This window comes from Nitrospira sp. ND1 (genome assembly GCF_900170025.1).
Lineage (GTDB): Bacteria > Nitrospirota > Nitrospiria > Nitrospirales > Nitrospiraceae > Nitrospira_A.
In genome coordinates, this window is record NZ_FWEX01000006.1 from 2783705 (window position 1) to 2806434 (window position 22730).

General features: G+C 56.5%; 17 protein-coding genes and 1 pseudogene. 16 read left to right on the forward strand and 2 right to left on the reverse strand.

From position 1 onward, the window contains the following. Positions 1-171: 171 nt before the first annotated feature. Positions 172-1332: an 8-amino-7-oxononanoate synthase gene (bioF, locus tag NSND_RS17965; protein WP_080880292.1), complete on the reverse strand. Its 1161-nt coding sequence runs from the start codon at positions 1330-1332 to the stop codon at positions 172-174. Between the two features lie 121 nt (positions 1333-1453). Between bioF and NSND_RS17970 the strand changes: the two genes are divergently transcribed. Further along, on the forward strand, positions 1454-2287 hold the full coding sequence (locus NSND_RS17970; RefSeq protein ID WP_080880293.1) for a tetratricopeptide repeat protein: 834 nt from the start codon (positions 1454-1456) through the stop codon (positions 2285-2287). A gap of 40 nt (positions 2288-2327) precedes the next feature. Here NSND_RS17970 and NSND_RS17975 read toward each other — a convergent pair whose 3' ends face one another. Continuing rightward, positions 2328-3719 (reverse strand): lytic transglycosylase domain-containing protein, encoded by a 1392-nt coding sequence (locus tag NSND_RS17975; RefSeq protein ID WP_159450864.1) that lies wholly within the window; start codon positions 3717-3719, stop codon positions 2328-2330. Positions 3720-4024: 305 nt separating this feature from the next. Between NSND_RS17975 and NSND_RS17980 the strand changes: the two genes are divergently transcribed. From NSND_RS17980 to NSND_RS18055, 15 genes and pseudogenes are all read left to right on the forward strand, one after another. Beyond that, positions 4025-5170 carry a pyridoxal-phosphate-dependent aminotransferase family protein gene (locus tag NSND_RS17980; protein WP_080880295.1) on the forward strand — a complete coding sequence of 382 codons (1146 nt, stop codon included), beginning with the start codon at positions 4025-4027 and terminating at the stop codon, positions 5168-5170. A 28-nt stretch (positions 5171-5198) separates the two neighbouring features. Continuing rightward, the gene (serA, locus tag NSND_RS17985) at positions 5199-6791 is read left to right on the forward strand and encodes a phosphoglycerate dehydrogenase (protein WP_080880296.1); all 1593 of its coding nucleotides are present in this window, start codon (positions 5199-5201) and stop codon (positions 6789-6791) included. A gap of 18 nt (positions 6792-6809) precedes the next feature. After that, the gene (gene hisZ, locus NSND_RS17990) at positions 6810-7934 is read left to right on the forward strand and encodes an ATP phosphoribosyltransferase regulatory subunit (protein ID WP_080880297.1); all 1125 of its coding nucleotides are present in this window, start codon (positions 6810-6812) and stop codon (positions 7932-7934) included. Continuing rightward, positions 7931-9286, forward strand: a complete 1356-nt coding sequence (gene dnaB, locus NSND_RS17995) for a replicative DNA helicase (protein WP_080880298.1) — start codon at positions 7931-7933, stop codon at positions 9284-9286. Before hisZ ends, dnaB begins: the two co-directional genes overlap by 4 nt. Positions 9287-9545: 259 nt before the next feature. Next, on the forward strand, positions 9546-11231 hold the full coding sequence (locus NSND_RS18000; RefSeq protein WP_159450865.1) for a tetratricopeptide repeat protein: 1686 nt from the start codon (positions 9546-9548) through the stop codon (positions 11229-11231). Positions 11232-11627: 396 nt separating this feature from the next. Next, the gene (locus NSND_RS21920; protein ID WP_080880300.1) at positions 11628-12155 is read left to right on the forward strand and encodes a type IV pilin protein; all 528 of its coding nucleotides are present in this window, start codon (positions 11628-11630) and stop codon (positions 12153-12155) included. A 265-nt stretch (positions 12156-12420) separates the two neighbouring features. Next, positions 12421-12511, forward strand: a pseudogene (locus NSND_RS22220) (prepilin-type N-terminal cleavage/methylation domain-containing protein); the annotation flags it as partial. Positions 12512-13159: 648 nt separating this feature from the next. Then, on the forward strand, positions 13160-15157 hold the full coding sequence (locus NSND_RS18020) for an O-antigen ligase family protein (RefSeq protein ID WP_080880302.1): 1998 nt from the start codon (positions 13160-13162) through the stop codon (positions 15155-15157). Beyond that, positions 15154-16101 carry a hypothetical protein gene (locus NSND_RS18025; protein WP_080880303.1) on the forward strand — a complete coding sequence of 316 codons (948 nt, stop codon included), beginning with the start codon at positions 15154-15156 and terminating at the stop codon, positions 16099-16101. The genes NSND_RS18020 and NSND_RS18025 overlap by 4 nt, the downstream gene beginning before the upstream one ends. A 30-nt stretch (positions 16102-16131) precedes the next feature. After that, entirely contained in the window at positions 16132-17091 is a 960-nt protein-coding gene (locus NSND_RS18030) for an ABC transporter ATP-binding protein (RefSeq protein ID WP_080880304.1), read from the forward strand. A gap of 1 nt (position 17092) precedes the next feature. Beyond that, positions 17093-17857 (forward strand): ABC transporter permease, encoded by a 765-nt coding sequence (locus NSND_RS18035; protein ID WP_080880305.1) that lies wholly within the window; start codon positions 17093-17095, stop codon positions 17855-17857. Between the two features lie 97 nt (positions 17858-17954). Next, the gene (locus NSND_RS18040; RefSeq protein ID WP_080880306.1) at positions 17955-18764 is read left to right on the forward strand and encodes an ABC transporter permease; all 810 of its coding nucleotides are present in this window, start codon (positions 17955-17957) and stop codon (positions 18762-18764) included. Then, a complete protein-coding gene (locus NSND_RS18045; RefSeq protein ID WP_080880307.1) occupies positions 18761-19531 on the forward strand; it encodes an ABC transporter ATP-binding protein in 771 nt (256 codons plus the stop codon). Before NSND_RS18040 ends, NSND_RS18045 begins: the two co-directional genes overlap by 4 nt. A 116-nt stretch (positions 19532-19647) precedes the next feature. After that, entirely contained in the window at positions 19648-21261 is a 1614-nt protein-coding gene (locus NSND_RS18050; RefSeq protein WP_080880308.1) for a methyltransferase domain-containing protein, read from the forward strand. Continuing rightward, on the forward strand, positions 21258-22610 hold the full coding sequence (locus NSND_RS18055; RefSeq protein WP_080880309.1) for a glycosyltransferase family 4 protein: 1353 nt from the start codon (positions 21258-21260) through the stop codon (positions 22608-22610). Before NSND_RS18050 ends, NSND_RS18055 begins: the two co-directional genes overlap by 4 nt. Positions 22611-22730 lie beyond the last annotated feature (120 nt).

Genomic DNA, 22730 nt, shown 5'->3' on the forward strand with positions numbered 1-22730 from the left:
CTCCATGCAGTGAGAGAATGTATGGATAAACGAGCGTCGCTATGAGTAGAGGATCATGGCTCGTCAGGTTGATTCGATCATGCCATAGGAAGGTGAGAAAGCAAGAAAATACCCAGAAGAGACGAGGGCGAAACGGTGGCCGGCGGCCGCTCTGCAAAGGGCGATTGGTGCTTAGATCATGTTGAGCGTGCGACCTGCCTGTGCGAGTGCCGTCAGCGCCTGGTCGATGTGCTCATCGGTGTGATCGGCGGTGATCGTGAAGCGAATCCGGCTCGTGGACGCCGGCACCGTCGGTGGGCGAATGGCGGGGGCATAGACTCCCAGTGAGAGCAGTGTGTGGGCGAGGTTCATTGCGCGATCGGGATCGCCGACGATGACCGGAAGAATGGGGCTCTCCGAAGCGGCGAGCCGGAAGCCGAGGCCGCTGAGTCCTTGCGCAAGGCGATGGCGATTCCGCCACAATCTGGCTCGCCGCTCAGGCTCTTGCCGGATCACGCGGAGCGCCGCCGTGGCGGCCGCGGCGGCGGCCGGTGTGGGGGCGGTTGTATAGGTGAAGGCGCGGCAGGTATTTACGAGATAGGCCACGAATTCCGCTGATCCAGCCAGGTAACCTCCGGAGCTCCCGATCGCTTTGCTCAAGGTGCCCATGTGATAGGGGATGCGCGTTTCGACATCGCAATGTTCGAGGGTGCCTCGCCCTGTTTCCCCAAGGATTCCCGTGCCGTGCGCATCGTCGACATAGACGGCGGCGCCATACCGTTCCGCCAATAGGGCGATGTCCCTCATCGGTGCGATGTCCCCATCCATGCTGAAGACGCCGTCGGTCACGATCAGGGTGGGTTTGTTGGAGGTCCGGCGGGTAAGGAGTTGCTCCAGGTGATTCATGTCCCGGTGGTGGTAGACGCGAAATGTGGCGCCGCTTAAGCGGCAGCCGTCGATCAGACTTGCGTGGCAGAGGCGGTCGGCGAGGATGAGCCCGTCTTTTCCAATCAGCGCCGGAACGGCGCTGATATTCGCCAGATAGCCGGCTGCGAAGGTGAGTGTGGCTTCAGTGTCATTGAACCGGGCGAGTGCCGTTTCGAGTTCTTCGTGGGGCGTAAGGGTGCCGCAGACGAGACGCGAGGCCCCGGATCCCGCCCCGTATTGACGCGTCGCTTCGACGGCCGCTTCTACGACGGCTGGGTGGGTGGCCAGGCCCAGGTAATTATTGGAGGAAAGCAGGATCACGGTGTGCCCGTCGAGCCTGACCGTCGGCCCCGTGGAGGAGGCGATGGTGCGCAGCCGACGGAGTAGGTGCTGGTCCTGCAATTTTTGAAGATATTCCTTGAACATGGTGTCCCGTACTCGCAAAGGGCTTGAATATTTGACAAGGCTGACTGCTCCCTAGTATAAGGCGCGAGTCGCTCGGAAACGACCGCTTCTTTTACTGCGCCTAGAGAATGATTGAGAGAGCATGAGTTATCGAATCAAAGTTCCCGCAAAGGTCGATCCGCTCGATGAAGCTCATTTGTTGACCGGAGTGGAGCGGTTTTTGCTCGTCTTGCAGGAACAGCGGCGGGCGGTTCTGGTCGGACTGGGAGTCTTGCTCGTTGCCGCGGCGGTGGTTGCCGGGGTCATTTGGTATGACTACCAGACCACGCTGAAAGCACGTGAACTCGATCAGGAAGCGACGCTGCACTATCTCAATCGACCGGCTGACGATCCGAAAAAATCTCACGAACAGCTTGCGCAGGCCATCAATCTCTACAAGCAGGTAGTGGATCAATATCCACGGAGCCCCGTTGCTCCCCTGGCCCTGTTCCATTTAGGGAATGCTCAGGTGCTGGCTAATGAGGTTGATGCAGGGATCGAAACCTACAAACGATTCATGTTGCTCCATGGTTCCAATACCTCGCTCCTGGGGCTTGTCCAGCAGCGGATGGCCTACGCCTATCTGGTGAAGGGGGATCGTGATCAGGCGGTGAAGGCGTTTACCGGCATCCTTGAGATCCCCGGTGCGCTGAATAAAGACCACGTGCTCTTCGAGCTGGCAAAATTGGAAGAATCGCAGTCCCGTCCTGAGGGAGCCCTCGCGCACTACCAGGATTTGATGAAGAATTATCCTAACTCGCCCTTCACCAGTGAAGCGGCCGTGCGAGTGAAGGTGCTGGAAGTGAAGAAGTCTCCGGAGAGTCCGGCGGCGGCTGCTACACCTGCTCCGGCCGTGACTGCGCCCGCTCCCCAGCCTGAGGCGCCTGCTAAGTCTTCAGGCAAGTCTGCCGCGGCGTCCTCCAAGAAAAAACCGTAACGGCTCCCTTAGTAGAATGACGCGGTGAGGGGTGGTCGCGTTAGTTCGCGATGACCAGGCGGCTTCCTACCTTGATGGTGGGACCTGTCAGGTTATTGTTGGACTTGAGGGTTTTGACGGAGATGTTGAATCGCTTGGCGATTCTTTCTAGAGAGTCGCCTACGCGCACCCGATACCAGTGGCCGGATTCCGGCTCAGGCTTGACGTGCCGGACCCTGACGGGGACCGGGAGCGGTGCGAATTTGTGAGTCGGGGCCCGATCCAACAATTGTTCGACCTTCTCCCTGGTCCCGACCGGAACCTTCAGGTGATATTCGGCATCGTCCGGGGGCGTGGCATCGCGCCGTAACTCCGGGTTCAGTACCTTCAGTTCCTGGTACGAAATGCCCGTCACATTGGCAATCGCTTTAAAGTGGATGGGGCGCTTCACGACCACTTCTTCAAACTGGTGAGGCCGCACGTCGTTCTGCGGGAAGCCATAGCGGTCCGGATTCTTGGCGATGATGGTTGCGGCCATGAATCGGGGGACGTATTCTTTCGTTTCCCGCCGGATCAGCCGTGTTTTTGCAATGTCTGAAAAGCTCTCCGCTTGCGCCGTATGGAGGGCTCGCATCACCTTGCCCTCACCGGCGTTGTAGGCGGCCATGGCCAAAGGCCAGGTGCCGAACAAATCGTACAGGTCCCGCAGGTAGCGCGCAGCCGCGACGGTCGACTTCACAGGGTCTCGCCGTTCATCCACATAACTATCCACACGCAGCCCATAGACTTTGGCGGTCCCCTTCATAAATTGCCATGGACCGGCCGCACGGGCGCGGGAATAAGCGTGGGGGTTAAATCCGCTTTCAACCAGAGACAGATAGATGAGATCGCTGGGGAGCTGGAATTCAGAGAAGATGCTGTCGACCAGCGGGCGATAGTGACTCAGGCGGATGAGCCACTGTTCAAATCGATTGCGGATAGAGACGTTGAAAAAACGAATATGGCCTTGAACGGATGGGTCGAGCACAATCGGCACGTTGTAGGCCGTGGCTTCATCCGATTCCTGGTCCTGCGCAGAAGCCTCTTCCTGAACCACCTCTGCGGGTGGTGTCAGCAGATCCGTGAATCGAGCGGTGGTGCCATTGAGGGGCTTGAGTTGAAGGAGCGCTTCGGCCGGCGGGACTTCCGTCGACGGTTCGCTGGCAATAGGGGCCGGGGGCTCAACGGCTTCGAGTTCCGCGGCAGTGGCGTGATCTTCCTCATCCAACGAGTATTCCGGTTCCTGAATGGATGGTTGAATGTCTTCCGGCGTAGTCTCCGTAGTCGCGGGTGTGTCGGCGTGGGATGGGGTGGGCGACTCCGCTCCTGCGAGGGCCGGCCACGCGAGAGAGACCAGGCAGAACGAGACAACCGGCAGAGCGCGAACACCTGTGCCCAGGAAACGTGCATGCATAAGGGTACCCATCAGACTGTTCAGGAAATGTGAGAACGCTGACTCTCGAAGGGTAGCCTATCGAGGAGGGTACAACTTGTCAAGAAATTGAGGGAGTTGAGTCGTCATCGCGTTTACAGGGAGAAAACAGTGCGCAGGAGATCGCGCTGCGTCTCTGAAAGAAATCTTGCGCGATGCAGTGAAGTCGCTGAAAAGATAAGCATCTTCACGGTTCGTTACCTTGACACCTCAGAGGGGCTATGGTAGCGTACGCCCCTTCTAAATCCCTGACATCGTTCGATCTGCACAGTGAGGAGGTTCGTCCCATGCTCAAACGGTATTTGCTAGCTCCCGGTCCCACCCCCGTTCCTCCGGAGGTGTTACTGGCCATGGCCAGACCCATGATTCATCACCGGGCGCCCGAATTCGATAAACTGTTTGCCGAGGTCCGTGAGGACCTGAAGTGGCTGTTTCAGACCAGGAACGATGTGTTGATTCTCGCGTCTTCCGGCACCGGAGGGATGGAGGGCTCGGTTTCGAATTTCTTGTCCCCGGGGGATAAGGCCCTCACGATCAACGGCGGCAAGTTCGGCGAGCGTTGGACGAAGCTGTGTAAGACGTTCGGAGCGCAGGTCACTGAGTTAAAGGTCGAGTGGGGCCGTGCGGTGGATCCGCAGGCCGTCGCCGATGCCTTGAAGAAGGATCCGTCGATCAAGGCCGTCTATGTGCAGGCGAGCGAGACCTCCACGGCTGTGGCGCATGACGTCAAAGCCTTGGCCGATATCGTCAAAGGGTACGAGGAGACGATTTTGGTCGTGGATGCGATTACCGCCCTGGGAGTCCTCGATCTCAAGACCGATGCCTGGGGCCTCGACGTAGTCATCACCGGGTCGCAGAAAGCCTTAATGTTGCCGCCGGGCTTAGCCTTTGCCAGCGTGAGTGAAAAGGCCTGGCGATTGGCCGACAAAGCGAAGAACGCGGCGTTCTATTTCAATTTTAAGCGCGAGCGTGAGAATCAGCAGAAGAGCACGACGGCCTATACGCCGGCTGTGTCCCTGATTCTGGGCCTCAAAGAAGTAATGAACATGTTGAAAGCCGAGGGGCTGGAAGCCGTCTTTGCCCGTCACGCGATGTTGGCGACGGCGATGCGAGAAGGCGTCAAGGCCGCAGGGCTCTCCATCTTCCCTCAAGAGCGTCCGAGCGACGCGTTAACCGCGATTTCGGCGCCTGAAGGTGTGGACGGACAGGCCGTCTATAAGAATTTGCGGACCCAATATGGAATGACGGCGGCGGGTGGCCAGGATCACCTGAAGGGCAAAATCTTCCGTATTTCTCACATGGGGTATATCGATAGTTTTGACGTCATCACGGCCCTGGCGGCGGTGGAGATGGTCATCAAGGGGCTGGGCTATCCCATAAAACTCGGTAGCGGGGTGGCAAAGGCTCAAGAAATTATTATGGGCAAGTCTTAGACTCACCGTCAGGTAAGGCGTCACGACAATGAAAATTTTGGTCAGCGATAGTCTCTCGAAGCAGGGTGTCGAGGTATTGGAGAAGGCCGGCTTTACGGTGGTGGTGAAAACCAAACTGCCGAAAGAAGAGCTGCTGAAGGAAATCAAGGACGCGGACGGACTGATCGTCCGCTCCGGGACGAAAGTCACCGCGGAAGTCATCGCGGCCGCCAGCCAGCTGAAGGTCGTCGGTCGAGCCGGTTCCGGCTTGGACAATGTCGATACCCCGGCCGCCACGCGCCGCGGCATCGTCGTCATGAATACACCCGGTGGCAACACCGTGACGACTGCCGAGCATACGATGGCCATGATTTTCTCGATGTCGCGCCGCATCCCGCAAGCGACCGCCTCGACAAAGGGTGGGAAGTGGGAAAAAGAAAAGTTCATGGGCGTGGAGTTGTACAATAAAGTGCTCGGCATTGTCGGCGTCGGCCAAATCGGCGGGTATCTCACCAAGCTTGCACAGGGAGTGGGGATGCAGGTGATGGCCTACGATCCCTATCTGGCCCCGGAGCGTGCGGAAAAAATGGGTGTGACCATCGTCGAGTTGGACGAGCTGTTCCGCCGAGCCGATGTCATTTCCGTGCATACTCCGCTGACCCCGGAAACCAAAGCCCTGATCAATGCGCAAGCCATTGCCAAGATGAAAACCGGCGTCATGATTGCCAACTGTGCGCGTGGTGGAATCGTGCACGAGGGAGATTTGTGCGAGGCGCTCAAATCCAAGAAGGTTGCCGCCGCGGCATTCGACGTGTTCGAGGATGAGCCGGTCAAGCCGGACAATCCGCTCCTGGCGTTGGATAATTTTATCTGCTCGCCGCACATCGGCGCCTCCACTACGGAAGCGCAGGAAAATGTGGCGATCGGCATTGCCGAGCAGATCGTGGAATACTTCACCAAAGGGATTGCCCGGGGGGCGGTCAATATTCCCTCGGTCTCACCGGAGCTCTTACCGAAACTCCAGCCGTATCTTTCGCTTGGGGAGCGTGTCGGCCTCTTGCAGGCGCAATTGTTGGAAGGCGGGCTGGAGCGGTTGACCGTCGAGTATAGCGGAGAAGTGGCGGGTTTGAACGTGGCGCCATTGACGATCGCGGTTCTGAAGGGACTCCTGACCCCCATTCTTGAAGACCCGGTCAACTATGTGAATGCGCCGGTCGTCGCCAAGGAACGTGGCATCGAAGTCAAAGAGGTGAAGATCAGCGATGCCGGAGACTTTGCCAGTGTGATCCGTGTGCGGGTTGAGGCCGGGAAGAAATCTCATCAAGTCGCCGGGACCCTCTACCATCGCAAGGACCCGCGGATCATTGAGATCGATCAGTTCAAGGTGGAAGTGGTGCCGGACAACCATCTCCTGCTGATCCAGAACGAGGATCGTCCGGGGGTGATCGGCACGGTGGGGCATATCCTTGGCGATCACAACATCAATATTGCGCGCATGCAGTGTTCACGGGAAGAGCGTGGCGGCAAAGCCCTGCAAATTTTCGGGCTCGATGCGCCGCTTCCTAAGTCAGTCCTCGATCAGATTACGAACAGCAAGCACATCCTTTCCGTGAAGGTCGCCGACCTGTCGAAAGGGTTGTAGATTGCCCGGCAGTCGACCATGGGCGCTCTTTCGTTGAAGGCTTCCTCTTCCTCCTCGCCTCTGGTGGCAGGTCGGGAACGGTCGCTCATTCCCGTTGGAATGAGCACCATTCTTCCTGACGCCGCTCGACGTATCCGACAGCTCGAGCAGACGCTGCTGGCCGTGCTCGCTCGCGCGGGTTACGAAGAAATCATCCTGCCGATGTTCGAGTATCTGGACGTCCTCGCGCCAGGCCTGGAGTCCGAACTTATCGAGAAATGTTATCAGCTGGTCGATCGGACGACGGGCCGGTTGATGCTGCTGCGTCCGGATGCCACGGCACAGATTGCCAGAACGGTCGCCATGGGTATGATGGGCGAGCGGCTTCCGCTGCGGTTGTGTTATCGCACCTCTGTGTTCCGGTATGAGCGTGAGCATGCGGGCCGCGACCGCGAGATTTTTCAAGTCGGAGCGGAACTCATCGGCGTGGACGGGGTTACGGGAGATGCCGAGGTGTTGACGCTCCTACTGGAATGTTTGGCACAGGTCGGGTTGTCTTCATTCAAGGTTGCTGTCGGCCACGTCGGATTTTTTACGGCCCTGCTGGTCAAGGCCGGCTTATCGCAGGACGGCCAGAAGCGTGTGGAGCAGGCTGCCGCGCGGAAAGACATGCCGCTGCTTGAGGAACTGCTGACGCGGGAGGGCGTGTCCCGATCGACGGGGCGGGTCATTCTTGAAGCGCTGGAACTGTGCGGTGGGCCTGAGGTCTTGGTGCGCGGGAGAAAGTTGGTGGGGCGCGACCGGACCCTCTTGAGACCACTCGATCGCCTTGCGCAGGTCTATGAGCGATTGGTGTTGCCCGGGCAGCAGGCGGTGTTGCTCGATTTGGGCGAGTTCCGCGGGTTTGAATATTATGACGGGATAGTCTTCGACGTCTTTGCACCGGGTATCGGGGCGGAGCTGGGAGGCGGGGGCCGATACGACCATTTGATGGGCCGGTTCGGTCGGACCGCGGCTTCTACCGGGTTTGGTCTCGATGTCGATCGTCTGTTTCGAGCCCTCGATGCTTCCGGTGTGGTGACGCCGCCTCACTCCGGTCCCTCTACAACCGCTGGCTCCAAGCCGGTTGCGGCAGAACTGCGACGGCGCAGGAGCCGGGTATGAAGCCGCTCTCCGCGGTTGATCTCACCTCCCCCAAATTGCCGCCACAGAACGTCGAGGCCGAACAGTCGGTGCTCGGCGCGATCTTGTTGGATAACACGGCGATGGCCAAGGTGATGGAGCTGCTGACGGACGAGGAGTTTTACCGGACTGCGCATCGCAAGATTTATCAGGCCATGCTGGAGCTGTCCGATCGCGGCGAAGTCATCGATCAGATTACGCTCACGGAATGCTTGAAGGCGCGCTCTGAGCTCGAAGCGGTCGGAGGATCCGCCTATCTAGCCGAGCTCGTTCAGGTGGTGCCGACGGCGGCCAATGTCCGCTATCACAGCAAGATCGTTCGGGACAAAGCGCTGTTGCGAGGGCTCATTCAGACCTCGACAGAGGTCGTGACGCGCGGGTATGACGGGACGGTGGCAGTCGATGAGCTGTTGGATTTTGCCGAGCGTTCGGTCTTCAGCCTTGCTCAGGGAAAGCTGGATCGTTCCTTTACTCCGGTCAATCAGATCATCAAAGAGAGTCTCGATGTCGTCGACAAGCTGTCCAAGCGCAAGGAACGTGTCACGGGCGTACCGACCGGCTTTATCGATCTGGATGACCTGACCGCCGGATTACAGCCTTCGGACTTGATCGTCATTGCCGGCCGTCCGAGTATGGGCAAGACCAGTCTGGCGCTTGGGATGGCGCAGCATGCCGCGCTGCATGCCGGCACCGTCGTCGGCATTTTCAGCCTCGAAATGTCGAAGCCGCAACTCGTGCTCCGCATGTTGAGTTCCGAGGCCCGCGTCGATTCGCATGCGCTCCGGACCGGTCGGTTGCAAAAGGAAGACTGGTGGCGCCTTGCGGAAGCGGCCGGGAAGCTGGAGCAGGCGCCGATCTATATCGACGACTCCGGCGCCGTGACGGTGCAGCAGATGCGCGGGAAAGCGAGGCGGCTCAAGGCTGAGCGTGGCCTCGATCTGTTGATTGTCGACTATCTCCAGCTCATGCAAGGGAAGAGCGACTCCGAGTCACGGCAGCAGGAAATTTCCGACATTTCCCGTTCCTTAAAGACCTTGGCGAAAGAGCTGAATGTGCCGGTCATCGCGCTTTCACAGTTGAGTCGTGCAGTGGAAGCCCGGAAGCCGCCGGTTCCCATGTTGGCCGATTTGCGGGAAAGCGGCGCGATCGAGCAGGACGCCGATGTCGTGATGTTTATCTATCGTGAAGAAGTCTACGAACCGGCGACGGAGAGAAAAGGCATCGCCGAAATTCTGGTCAGTAAGCATCGTAACGGACCGATCGGGAAACGGGACTTATTCTTTCACGACCGGTTTGCCAAGTTCGAGAATCTCGAGAGTCGCGAGGTCGTTTGACGCGTTCTTTCTCGGGCCGGTATAATTCCCGTCAGTCACTGTCCTTCGAATATTCCCCCTGCAAGTTGAGCGGATGATTGTGCAACGATTGTGTGAAGAGTGCCCGCAGCCACCCGCCCGAAGGGGTTCTGCGAATGTCAGAACGGTAGCTCTTCTACTTGCGGCTATGGCCTGTGTCACCGCCGCCTGCCAGAGCACGCCGCCTGCCCGTCCCGCTCCTGCTGCGGTCCCATCCGCCGTGCCGGTGGCTCCTCGTGCCATGCCCTCATCCTCAGATTCCCGCGCGTCCTATCACTTTCTCCTCGGGTACCAGGCCGAGTTGGATCAGGAAACGGAACTGGCGATCAAGGAATATCAACTCGCGCTGCAAACAGATCCCGCCTCCAATTATCTCAAAGCCAGGCTGGCCGTGCTCTACTTCACCGCGGGGGATGTGCCGTCGGCGGTACGCTTTGCGGATGAAGTGGCCGACGTGCCGGGGCTGGATGCGCAGATGCTGGGGCAAATCGGCGGCATGTATGCGGCAGCAGGAAAGCCCGACAAGGCGTTGAGATTGTTCAATCGTGCCATTGAGCAGGAACCTCAGCGTAGCGAGCATTTCTTTGCCAAGGGGCTGTTGCAAGCCAATCAGAAACAATATGTTGAAGCCGAAGACACGATTCGCGCTGGAATCAAGATCAGCCCGGACTCGGCAGTCGGGTACTACTATTTAGGTCGGATCGGGGTCGAAGCCAGAGATTTTGACAAGGCGACGACTCACTTCGAGCAGGCGGTGGCACTGAATCCAGCCTTCGAGCCCGCTTATGTGGCCCTAGGGTCTGTCTATGAAGCCAAGCAGGATCGGGACAAGGCGATCGGGATCTATCGTCGCTACCTGCAGGGTGTGAATCCGAAAAATCGTGACATCCGGCATCATCTTATTCGTCTGCAGGTGTCGGCGAAGCAGTACGACGAAGCCCTGCGTGAATTGCAGGAAATGTTATCTGAAGATCCGTCAGACCTCGATGCTCAGCTTCGGATGGGGCTTGTTTATGGGGAGCAGAAAGACTACCCCAAAGCCATTCAGCAGTTGAAACAAATCCTCACGGTGCGCCCGACGGAACTGAAAGTCCGTGACTACCTGGGGTATTTGTACGAAGAGACCAAGGATTACGCCAATGCGATGGAGGCCTATCGTTACAATCTGACGCTGGAGCCTTCGTATTTCGAGGGACATCTGCATTTGGGTGTCCTGCAGTACCGGACCAAGCAGTATGCCGAATCCATTCAGCACCTTCGCGAAGCCAGCCGGTTGAATCCCAAGCAGCCGGAGGCCCATATCGTCCTGGGGTTGTCGCACTTTCAAGTCGAACAGTACGAGCCTTCCCTCCAGGCGTTTCAGGAAGGGATTCGGCACAATCCGGACAATGCGGACCTGCATTTTAATGCGGGAACTGCGTATGACAAGCTGAATCGATTCGACGATGTGGTGAAGTCGATGCAGACGACGCTCGCCTTGGATCCGCACCACGCCGATGCTATGAACTACCTAGGGTATAGCTATGCAGAACGCGGCGTGAAGATCGAAGAGGCGATTGCGCTGACCAAGCAGGCCGTCGCACTTCGACCGACCAACGGGTATTACGTCGATAGTCTGGCCTGGGCGTTCTTCAAGAAGGGCCTGCTGGCTGAAGCGCTGGCGGAGATGAAGCGGGCGGTCGCACTGGTTGGCGACGATCCCGTGATTTATGAACATCTCGGCGAAATCTACTTAAAGCAGCAACATCTCTCGGATGGTCGGGAAGCGCTCCTGCATTCGCTGGAACTGGATCCTTCCAATGACAAGCTGATGCAGCGATTCCGTGAACTGGGCTTGGGCGATCCAGCCAAAGAAGAACGTATTCGCCAGGCGCTTCGGCGCGTCTCAGATCGCAAGGGTGCCACTCCGGCTCCCGCTCAGCAGTAATCCCTCCATCTTTTTCGCTCCATCGGGCATCCGCGAACCGGGCTGCATCGCCTGCGGCCTTTCCACACCCCGAACAGATCTTCTCCGTCGGGTTTCACTTTACCAGCCCAGAATCGTTGGGACCGGCTGTCCCCGTTCCCTAAGAGTGGGAGCCGTGACTGTTCGATTCCGTCAATTTTTGGCACTTTCTCCTATGAATTCAGGTCCGCGGGGGACTGTCGGACGGCAATCGCTGTGAAATCGGAGAGAAAAGATCAATGTTGACGTGATCTTATCAATCTTCCCGGCACTCGGCGGTTTCGTGGCATAAGGCCTGCTTATGGAAGGCCTGGCTGCAGGGCGCGTGTGGCAAGGGAGCATATGAATGGGTGTCCTCAAGATCTGTGATTGCACCTCATGGTGACTACATCGAAGCAACAAGGGTTCACGCTGATCGAATTGATGGTCGTGGTGGTGATTGTGGGAATTCTCGCTGCCTTTGCCATACCCAACTTTCTTCGATACCGGGCGCAGGCGATGCAGGCTGAGGCACGATCGAATTTGGCGGGTATCTTCGTGGCCGAGACCTCGTTCTTCAGTGAGCGGAAAGAATATGGGAATTTTACAGATGTGGGCTTTGCCATCGCCGAAGGCGGGACGAACCGCTACACCTATCGATCCGGCCTGGGAATTGGATCCGGGATGGGACCGAACGGGGGCAATCTCTGCGGGTCATCCGGTAGCTGTGACACGATTCAGACGGCGTCTCCGATGGCGGGGGCAATGACTTATACGGGAGCGGTTGGTAGCGCGACGACATCAGCCTCTGGATTTACGGCCACAGCCGCGGCGGATCTTGATGGAGATGCTACGCATGACGGCTGGTATGTGAACGATGCGAAGCAGGGATTGAATGGGGCGGAGCCCAATGATGTGTCGAGTTAGTGAGAGCGCAAAACTTGTCAAAAGATGACGGAAAATGGAATGGGGTTCAAGCGGCGGGACCAGAAGTTGAGGGCATAATGGATCTAAGTAACTGGAAAATAGAAGAAATGACAAGGAACTACAGGAAGGAGGCGTTGGGCATAGAATCTGCTATTCCCAAGATCTGCTAGGCTTGAAAAAAGCTGTGTCGTACGAAGAGGCAAGAGAGAAGAACGTGTCGGATGAAGTGGCAACAATAGGAAAGGGAGGAAGTATGTTGAAGCAAATCAAGGGGCAAAAAGGTTTTACGTTGATCGAGTTGATGATCGTTGTGGCGATCATCGGTATCTTGGCGGCGATCGCCATTCCGAACTTCTTGCGCTACCAGGCCAAGTCCAGACAGTCGGAAGCCAAGACCAACCTGGGCGCGATCTTCGTGGCGGAGACGGCTTATCTCAGCGAAAATTCACGGTATGGAAGCTTCTCTGAGATCGGCTATGCCCTTGCCGGATCGACCAACCGATACACCTACCGAAGTCCGTTGGCCGGTGGTAATGCGGCGTCCGGAGGCAATGCGTTCCCGGCCGCCAACTATGACCAGATTCCGTGCGGTGCTCCTGCGGGGTGTACAGTTCAGACTGACGCAGCTCCAGCAGTGCCGTCAAACGCCAGCACGACGGCGGGTGCGGTCGGCTTCACCGCGTCAGCGGTGGCCAGCATCGACAATGACGCGACCATTGACGGGTGGTCGGTCAATGACGTCAAGGGTGGTTTGACTCAGGCGGTTCCTGACGACGTGATCAGCTAACGATCAGTCGGAGGGTGTTTCAGAGACGGGGGAGGAACCACGTTCCTCCCCCGTTTTCATTCCGGCTGACCTATCGACCAATTCCTCGATCAATTCGCCGACAGGCGTTCTTCCCGTTACGGCCTGCCGCGCCACAGTATTCAAATTCACTTTGCCAAATTGGGCTTGTCTGATAAAGCAGGAGATATCCGCTTCGGCAAGTGACCAAGACATAGCTATGAACATTCTGTCTCCCATTTCGCTGCTGCTGGTCAGCGCACTCGTGATCTTCTCGCCCCTGCAGGAGGGCGGCACGACTCATCCCGCGCAAATGATCATCAGGCTGTTGATTGTGACGTGGCTGGGAATCGTGCTGGCGGCCGGCATTCGAGCAGGGCGGCTCGCCATTCCTGTGCTGACGATGAGGTACGTCGTGCTGGCGTTTGTCGGACTGGCTCTAGCGGCGACCATCCTTTCGCCCTACCCTCATCCGAGCCGGCAATGGCTGATCATGATCGCAGGGTACGCGACGTTATTCTATTTACTTGTCTCCTTCGTGGACCGGTGGGAGCATATTCGTATGCTGACTCTTGTGATCGTGCTGATGGGCGTGGGCGAAGCAGGCTGGGCCATCATGCAAGGGTTGGCATGGAATGTTGTGAGACCTGCCGGCACCTTCTTCAACCCCAATTTTCTCGCCGGATATCTCACGGTAACCTGGACGATTCTGGTGAGCGGCGCCATCTATGGCTATCGACAGATCCCGGCCTTTTCACGACCGTGGATGTCGCCCGTCCTGTGGTGGCTTGGGTTTGTCACGGCATTGGGCATGCTGTTCTTGGCGGTGTTGTTCACCCAGTCTCGCGGGGGCATGATCGTATGTCTGGTCGGGACGGGCTTTGTGCTGACAGCCCGGTACGGTTGGAAATTAGCCGGCAGCTGCGTGGCAGCCGTAGTGTTGCTCGGGCTCTTTGTCCCCACGCCGATCCGTGATCGAGTGTTGACGGAGCATCAACAGAATCCTGTTTCTTATGCCCGTTGGCAGATGTGGCAGGGCGCGGTCGCACAGATGGTTGACCATCCGTTTGGGATCGGGTTGGGACTCTATCAATACACCTATCCTCTCTATGCGTTTCCGATTGATGGTGAAATTTCCCGGTTTGGAAAAGTAGCACAGACCCCGCACAACGATTATCTCCAAATGGGCGTCGAGATGGGGCCTGGAGCGATCCTTGTATTCGGGATCGGGGTTGTACTGCTGATCCGCGAACTGAGACAGGTACTTCAGTCGCGACTGCGGCGGTGGCAGCGAAGTCTCATTGTGGGCATAGGCGGTGGCGTGATGGCGCTCCTGACGCACGCCGCGTTGGATTCGAGTTTGCGCGAGTCGGCCCTCGCGATCATGTTGGCGCTCTGTAGTGCAATGATTGTGTCGGCTGCCCGGCTCACCCGCAGGGGGGCCGATGCGGTCTATGTCATTCCGATTCATTCACGGTGGACCTGGGGAATCGGTGTGGCATGCCTGGTATTGGTGGTCGGTGTGGAGGTGACTCGACTGGGGGTGGCCTGGATGAAGTTTGATGCGGCATCTCGTCGAGCCATAGCTGGAGACACCGATGCGGCCATCGAAGGATTGAAAGCGGCAGTCTCATTGGATCCAGGCAAGGCGCTGTACCATCACGGCCTGGGATCAGTCTATGCGAGGGCCTTCGAAGCGTCCCGCGACAAGCAGGCGTTCCAACTGGCCTATGCGGAGTTTAAGCAGGCGATTGAACTGAATCCGCTCGATAGCAGACTGCTTGGCTTACTGGGGCAACTGTATCTATCGGCGGCGAGAGTCTCACTTTCTCCCGCGTCGCTCGACGACCAACAAAAAGTCTGGTTGCATGCTGCCGTTCAAGTCTATGAACGAGCTATCCAACTCTCGCCATTCTCCGCCATGTATCGATACGAACAGGCCCGGCTTTACTGGATGCTCGGAGAGCGGAGCGACGCTGAGCGTCGAGGAAAAGAGGCAGAAAATCTGGAACCGAATTTTCTGCCTGCCCGCGCGTTATTGGCCCGTTTGTGGATTGAGGTGGGACAGGTCGATCAGGCAAGGGGGCAGGTCCGGGAAATTCTCGCGCGGCAGGCTCGCTATAAAGAGCGAAGCATGAATAGTCTTGATCATGCGTTTATGAATGTCGATGTCGGCCCTCTTCTTGTCGCAGTCGGAGAAACGGCGGTCGCGGGATGAATCTCTTTCAATCCGTATCAAGCCTGAAGCAGGGACTTGCTCAGGTGCTCTTTGGGCTGATGCTCCTTGCAGGTTCCTCGGTGCTGCTCCATCTCCTGGATGGTCAACGGACTGCGGTTGCGCGAGCCGAGCAGTTGGCTTATCTCCCGAAGGGGGACTATCTGAAATTGGCCGTGCTTGGATATCGGCAGGTCGTGGCAGACCTGATCTGGCTGCAGGCGGTTCAGCATATCGGTGCAAAGCGTGATACACAGCGTGGATACAGCTGGACCTATCATGCCGTGGATGTCCTGACGGACCTGGATCCCACGTTCGTTCCGCCGTACCAGGCTACCGGTCTTTTTCTCGGAGTGTTAGCCGGTCGTCAGGAAGAAGGCCTGGCAATCCTGAACAAGGGAAGTCGCCACAATCCATTGATTTGGCAACTGCCGTTCCTGGCCGGCTATATCTCCTATTACGAGCGTTGTGATGCGGCTGCGGCGGGGGAGTATTTTCGAGTGGCGGCGCAGGTTCCCGGCGCCCCTGCCTACCTGCCTCAATTGGCCGCCCGCATGACGGTGGAAAGTGGAGATTCCACGGCGGCGCTCGAATTCCTGGACCGTTTTTCACGCAGCGTCACGGATGAACGGCTTCGCGAGTCCTTGTTGCGACGAATGAAAGAAATCGTTCAGGAGCAGGATCTTCGTTTCCTCGAGGCAAGCATCAGACGTTACCGGGCTAGGTATGGACAGGGGCCGGCTAAGCTTGAGGATCTGATGTTGCATGGCATCATTTCACAGCTACCGGAAGATCCGTTAGGCGGGCATTACGAGATCGACTTTCTGCGTGGGACGGTCAGTGCGTCATCAAAGCGGGAACGGCTTCGTATTCACGAGAAAGTGGCGTGTCAGGTGGGAGCCGGAGCAAAGACCTGGGCGGGGACGAGTTCAGTCGACACGCAATGACCCGCAGGACAGTGAGGATGGAGGAGTGTCGTGGACGATATCGTCACAGAAAATCTGACCAAATCGTACGCATCGGGTTGGCCAGGTCGACCGCCGTTCGTCGCGTTGGATGGCCTCTCCCTGCGCGTCGGCCGCGGAGAAATATTCGGATTTCTTGGCCCGAACGGGGCTGGAAAAACCACCACCTTGAAGATTTTATTAGGGCTTGTCCGAGCTACGAGCGGGAAAGCCTTTTTGTTGGGACAACCGGCTGGTGATGTGGCAACACGAGGCCGTATCGGCTTCCTGCCGGAGTCGCCCTACTTTTACGACTATCTGACTGCCGAAGAGTTTCTCGGGTTCTACGGGCAGTTGGCCGGCCTGGATCGCGCGGCGATCAGTCAGCGGGTGACGGATCTGTTGAAACTCGTCGGGCTTGTGGATGCACGCACCAGGCAATTGCGGAAATTCTCCAAGGGCATGCTGCAACGGATCGGACTGGCCCAGGCGCTGATTCACGACCCTGAACTGATCATCCTTGACGAGCCAATGACCGGTTTGGATCCGATCGGGAGAAAACAGGTCCGTGATCTGATTTTAAGTCTTCGGGATCAGGGCAAGACGGTCTTTTTCAGCACGCACATTCTGCATGACGTCGAGATGATCTGCGATCGTGTCGGGATCGTGCTGAAAGGGCGTCTCTTCGCCAGCGGGCGGGTCGACGAACTGGTACGACAGGACCATACCCACTCCGTCGAGATCGTCTGTCAGCAGGTCAAGACAGAGGGCAATACGCTCATCCACTCGCTCGCCGCGCGGGTGCTTCAACAGGGAAAGCAATGCCTCATTGTATTGCCAAATCCTGATGCGGTGGACGCAATCGTGGGAGAGATTCGTCGCCAGGGAGGACGGCTGCTCTCCGTGACTCCTCATAAGGCGTCGCTGGAGGATCTGTTTTTTCAAGAGGCCGCGCGGGCATTGCCGCATATGACCAGTGGGAGGGCGTCCTGATATGGGTGCGATCGGGGTCATTGCCTTGAATGCGTTCCGTGAGAGCCTACGGGACAAGATTTTGTACAACCTCGTTCTGTTCGCGGGGTTGCTGATCGGGTTGTCGGTGCTGCTGGCAGACCTTTCCATTACGGAACATCACAAAGTAATTACCGACATGGGCCTGGCAGCGATCAACCTGATCGGTGTCATCATCGCCATTTTCGTCGGCATCAGTTTGGTCAATAAGGAAATCGAACGGCGCACGATCTACACGATCATGGCCCGGCCGATCAGCCGAACGTTTTTTATTCTAGGGAAGTATCTCGGTCTGGCCCTGACGCTGTTCGTCAATATGGCCATTATGATGGCCGTATTTCTCGCCACCCTCTGGCTCTATCACGTCCCCATCGAGCGGTCGCTGTTTCAAGCGGTGGAACTGATTTTTGTAGAGATTCTTGTTGTCACGGCCATCGCCCTCTTTTTTTCGACATTCACCTCCACAACATTGAGCGCCATCTTTACCCTGGGGCTCTATGTCATCGGGCATCTGACGGCGGACTTGAGGAGTGTGGTGGCGAATAGTGAGAGCGGAGGAGTGAAGACCGTCGTGGACCTGTTGTATTACCTCTGTCCGAACCTGGAGATGCTCAATATCAAGGGACAGGCTGCCGTGGGGATTCTCGTGGCACCGGAATATCTATTGCTCTCGTCGCTATACGGAGTGATGTACGCCGGTGTGCTGCTTACCAGTGCATGCCTGGTGTTCCAAAAACGGGATTTCTGAGCCGAGAGAATTCTCTTCCTGATGGAAGGTCAATCGTTCAGAGCCGGCTGTCAAATTGGATGTAATTGCGCGGCCGGTAGGAATTGAAGAAAGTCTTATGCAGGCACCATCTGTCCCATTAACGCACGAGACTAAAACGCGCGATGTGTATTGGGAGCACCTATGGGATCTTGTAGTGATCCTGACCCAGAAGGAAATTAAAGCCCGCTACAAAAATAGCGCACTGGGATATGTGTGGTCTGTTGCCAACCCTCTGCTGTTTGCGGTCATTTATTACATCGTGTTTGGGCAGATCATGAAGGTCCCCATCGAGAATTATTCACTGTTTTTGATGGCGGCGCTCTTGCCTTGGCATTGGTTGGCCAACTCCGTCATTGCCGCACCCAACGTGTTTCTTGCCAACGCGACTCTGATTAAAAAAGTGCGTTTCCCTCGGAATGTCCTGGTCGTATCCTATGTACTGAATGAGGGCATTCACTTCGTCTTATCAATCCCGGTCATTGCTGGTTTCCTGCTGGTGAATCACATGACCCCCACGATGACCTGGCTGACCGGCATTCCGGTTCTGCTCGTAGCACAATTCCTGATCGTGTATGGCATTGCGATCACGTTGGCGTCTCTAAACCTCTTTTTCAGAGATTTGGAGCGACTGACAGCACTTTTTGTAACGGTGTTGTTCTTTTTAACTCCGATTACCTATTCGAGTGCGATGGTGCCAGACTCATATCGCACACTCCTGTATGCCAACCCGGTTGCTCCGTTGATAGAGAGTTGGCGTGAACTATTTATGCACGGACAGCTGAGTTGGCTGGTGGTTGGTACCTGCTATCTCAGTGCGTTTGGCACACTTCTAGTCGGCAGCCTTGTGTATTGGCGAATGTCGTCCAAGTTTGCCGAGGTGGTATGACCGCGATCTGTTTTGACCACGTGTCCAAGTGGTACCCGAGGTACCAATCCTTATCCTATGGAATCAAATCCTCTTTGTTGCATTTGTCTGAGACGTTTCGTTCTCTAAAGCGTGAGCGAGTCAGGGTTCTGGAAGATGTGTCGTTCCGAATCGGAAAGGGAGAAACTGTCGGTCTCATCGGTCCTAATGGCGCAGGCAAGAGCACAAGCCTGGCTTTGATGGCCGGTGTCGTGGAGGCCGAGACAGGGAACGTCGCTGTCGCCGGCCGTGTCTCCCCCTTGCTTGAACTCGGAGCTGGTTTTCATTTTGATTTGACGGGGGCCGAGAACATTGTCCTGCATGGCGTGCTTCTTGGCCTGACGCGCCGAGAAGTCTCCTCGAAAATGAAGGCAATCATCGACTTCAGTGAACTGGAGGCCTGTATCCATCATCCGTTGCGTACGTATTCCAGCGGAATGATTGCGCGGCTCGCATTTGCCATCGCCTCCCATCTTGACCCCGAGATTCTCCTGATTGATGAGATCCTGTCGGTGGGTGACTTGGCATTTCAACTCAAATGCAACGCGAAGATCGATGAGTTTAAACGACAGCAAGTCACCATGGTGCTTGTTTCGCACGCAATGGATCATGTGCAAAGACTTTGTGATCGAGTCATTTGGTTAGAGAAGGGGCGAATAGTGGGCGAGGGGGCACCTAGCCTGATTGTGGCTGAGTATGAAAAGTCGGCGCAGTTGAGGCATGTTGAGATTCGCCCCTCTGCTGCCTGAGTGGTATCTCGCCGGCGACGACGAGGGCATGTTCACAAGAGCGGTAGAACCGCCTGTCCCTATGTGGCACGAAGGGACGTAACTCAAGCAATTGCAGAGCCGACGATAGAGGGAAAATGGCTTCAATACCGCGTATCGATCAAAACAAGATTGCCGACGTTTCTGAAGATCGCCTCTCCCACCCATACACCTGCGAGTACTACAAGTCCAGTCTTGGGCCTGTCCCGTATAGCCGCTATGAAGGGAAATGGCTGCAATTTTTTGGTTTGGTTGCGGATCATATCGTTAAGCAAATTAGACCTCGGAAAGTCTTGGACGCCGGGTGCGCGAAAGGGTTTCTGGTTGAGGCGCTTCGAGATCGAGGGGTTGAGGCGTACGGAATTGATCTATCCGAGTATGCGATTAGTGAAGTGCGACGGGATATCAGACCCTATTGCCGAGTGGCTTCGTTAGTTGATCCGATTCATGAGCGGTTTGACCTTATCGTGTGCATTGAAGTCCTCGAACATATTCCGGAAGAGATCGCTCCGCGAGTCATTGCGAACCTCTGTCGAAGCACAGACGATATCCTGTTCTCCTCGACTCCCGATGACTTTGCCGAACCCACGCATGTGAATGTGCGGCTGCGATCCTATTGGAATGCCCTATTTTCAGAGCAAGGGTTCGATTTAGACGTTGAGTTCGATGCGTCCCGTATCGCCCCGCATGCGATGCGATTTGTCAAAAGACCCGTGCGCTGTTGCGTGATCGATGCGTTGCTGAAACAACGCGAGCAATTACGGCACACATTCGAGCGCACCGATGAAGAGCAGCGGAAATTGATTCAGGAGTTGGAACGCCGTTTGGAAAAAATCGAACAATCGGTCGGCTGGAAGGCAGTTATTCTTTTAAAACGGCTTCGTGAGAGAGTGTGCCCTCTTCATAGCGGGAGGCAATCGGTCTATTTGGCGCTCCGATCGACGCTCCTCACACTCATGAACGGGGAGTGGCGTTCGCTTCTGAATGGTTCGCCTCAAGCCGGTCAGTCCTCAACCATCGAGTCTAATGCGGCAGCCGCAAAACCGGCGCCAATTCCAATCTCGCCAGAATCCGCCTTGGCCCACTCGCTACTGGATGGATTGAAAGGTCTCGAGATTGGGCCGGCGACTCACAATCCGTTCGGACTGAATACTCGGAATGTTGAATTGCCTGCGGCGCATGAATTCTATGCTGAGGAACAGCGGCGCCTTTCCGGTCTCGAACCACCACGGGTCGATCTGTGGGCTGCCGCCGACAATATCCCCGTCCCAAATCAGAGTGAAGGATTTATTCTCACCAGCCATATTCTCGAGCATTTGCCCAACGTCGTTGGGGCATTGATGGAATGGGACCGCATCGTCATCGATGGCGGATATGTGTTCATGATCGTTCCTCACAAGTGGGCATTTGCGCCTGATGCGAGCCGAGAACTGACTTCCTTCGAGCATTTTATCGACGACTATGTTCAGAAAGCCTCGCTTGAGAGTCATTCGCTTGAAGGGGTGCCGGGCGGGAAAATGGGACACTATCACACATTTACACCTGACTCGGTATTACAAGTCGTTGAGTGGATGTGCCGCAACAAACTCTGCGATTGGACGCTTGTCGCGCGTGAGGATATCGATACCAAAGTGGGAAACGGATTTACCCTGGCGTTTATGGTACGCCACCAAGACCGAGTGGGTTTCCGTGACGGAGAGGCGTTATCGTGAGTAAGGTGCTCCTCATCAGCAATGATGTCATCGGCATGCAGATGGCTGGACCCGGTATTCGGACCTGGGAGCTCGCAAAGCTGCTTGCGACTGAGCACACGGTGACGTTATTAACTCCAACCCGAACCGATCTTCAACATCCGAGAATATCCACGCAGGTGTCGACGCAGGATTGCGTGCGAGCCTGTGCCGACATGCATGACGTCGTGATTGGCCAAGGACAAATACTCAGTCGATATCCATTCTTGCTGGGCCATTCGATTGTAAAAGTCGTCGATTTATACGATCCGTCGCCGGTCGGATACTTAGAGACAACTCAGCCTCATACGATCAAGGGTCAGCTGGAAAGTCACCATGCGTTGGTCCGGGAGCATTACAATTATTTGCGTGCCGGTGATGTCTTTCTCTGCGCAAGCGAGAGGCAATGGGATTTTTGGGCCGGCATGCTGATGGCGGCCGGAAGAATTAATCCAGTCGTCTATCGAAGCGATCGGATGCTTCGTAGCCTGTTGATAGTGGCGCCTTTCGGTGTTCCTGCTCGGGCTCCTGGGCATCGGCGGCGAGTTCTAAAAGGTGTGTGGCCGGGAATCGATCCTGATGATGTCGTCCTGTTGTGGGGAGGAGGACTCTGGGAATGGTTTGATCCCATGATGGCAGTGGAGGCGATGAGCATCGTCGGTCGCCGGCGAACCGACATCAAGCTGTTCTTTATGGGAGTCAAGCGACCGAATGCCAGCGTGACGACCTCTCATACTGCCGATCAAACCATCGCGTTAGCCGAACAGTTAGGCGTTGCGAATCGTCTGGTGTTTTTCAACGATTGGGTGGCATACGAGGATAGGGAAAATTTTCTGCTGGAAGCCGATCTGGGATTGAATATCCATCGGGACAACCTGGAGACTCGATTTTCGTTTCGGACACGCATGATGGATTACTTCTGGGCAGGACTTCCCATCATTACTACAGAAGGCGATCCGCTGAGTGACCTGGTGAAGCAAAACCAGCTTGGGTTGACCGTGCCTTGCGGAGATGCCGAGGCGCTTGCTCATGCGATTCTGCGCGCAGCAGATGACCAGGCAACCAGGCAAACGTGGAAACTCAATTGCCTCGCGACAGCGAAAGAGTTTTCTTGGGACCGCGTATTTGAACCCGTCGTCGCCTGGTGTCGTTCACCGATCCAGGCACGAGATAAAGAATACACGGACGTATGGAATTCCTGTGTGGGCGACTCCGGAAGCTGGCCGAAGCATGCGTGGGAGTATTACCTGCAACGAGCCCTTCATCATTACCGTGTGACTGGAATGAGAGGTCTCGCGACTCGTGTCATTTCATGGTCGTGTGGAAGATGACGGACGCGGTCATGAGTGGCGTTTGCCAATGTCTCGATGGCAGGCCTCAAGGTGCAAGATGTTTCCGCCATGAGATAGCCTGGCCCTAACTGTCCCGTCCTCCAGGTAGCGGGTTTTCAC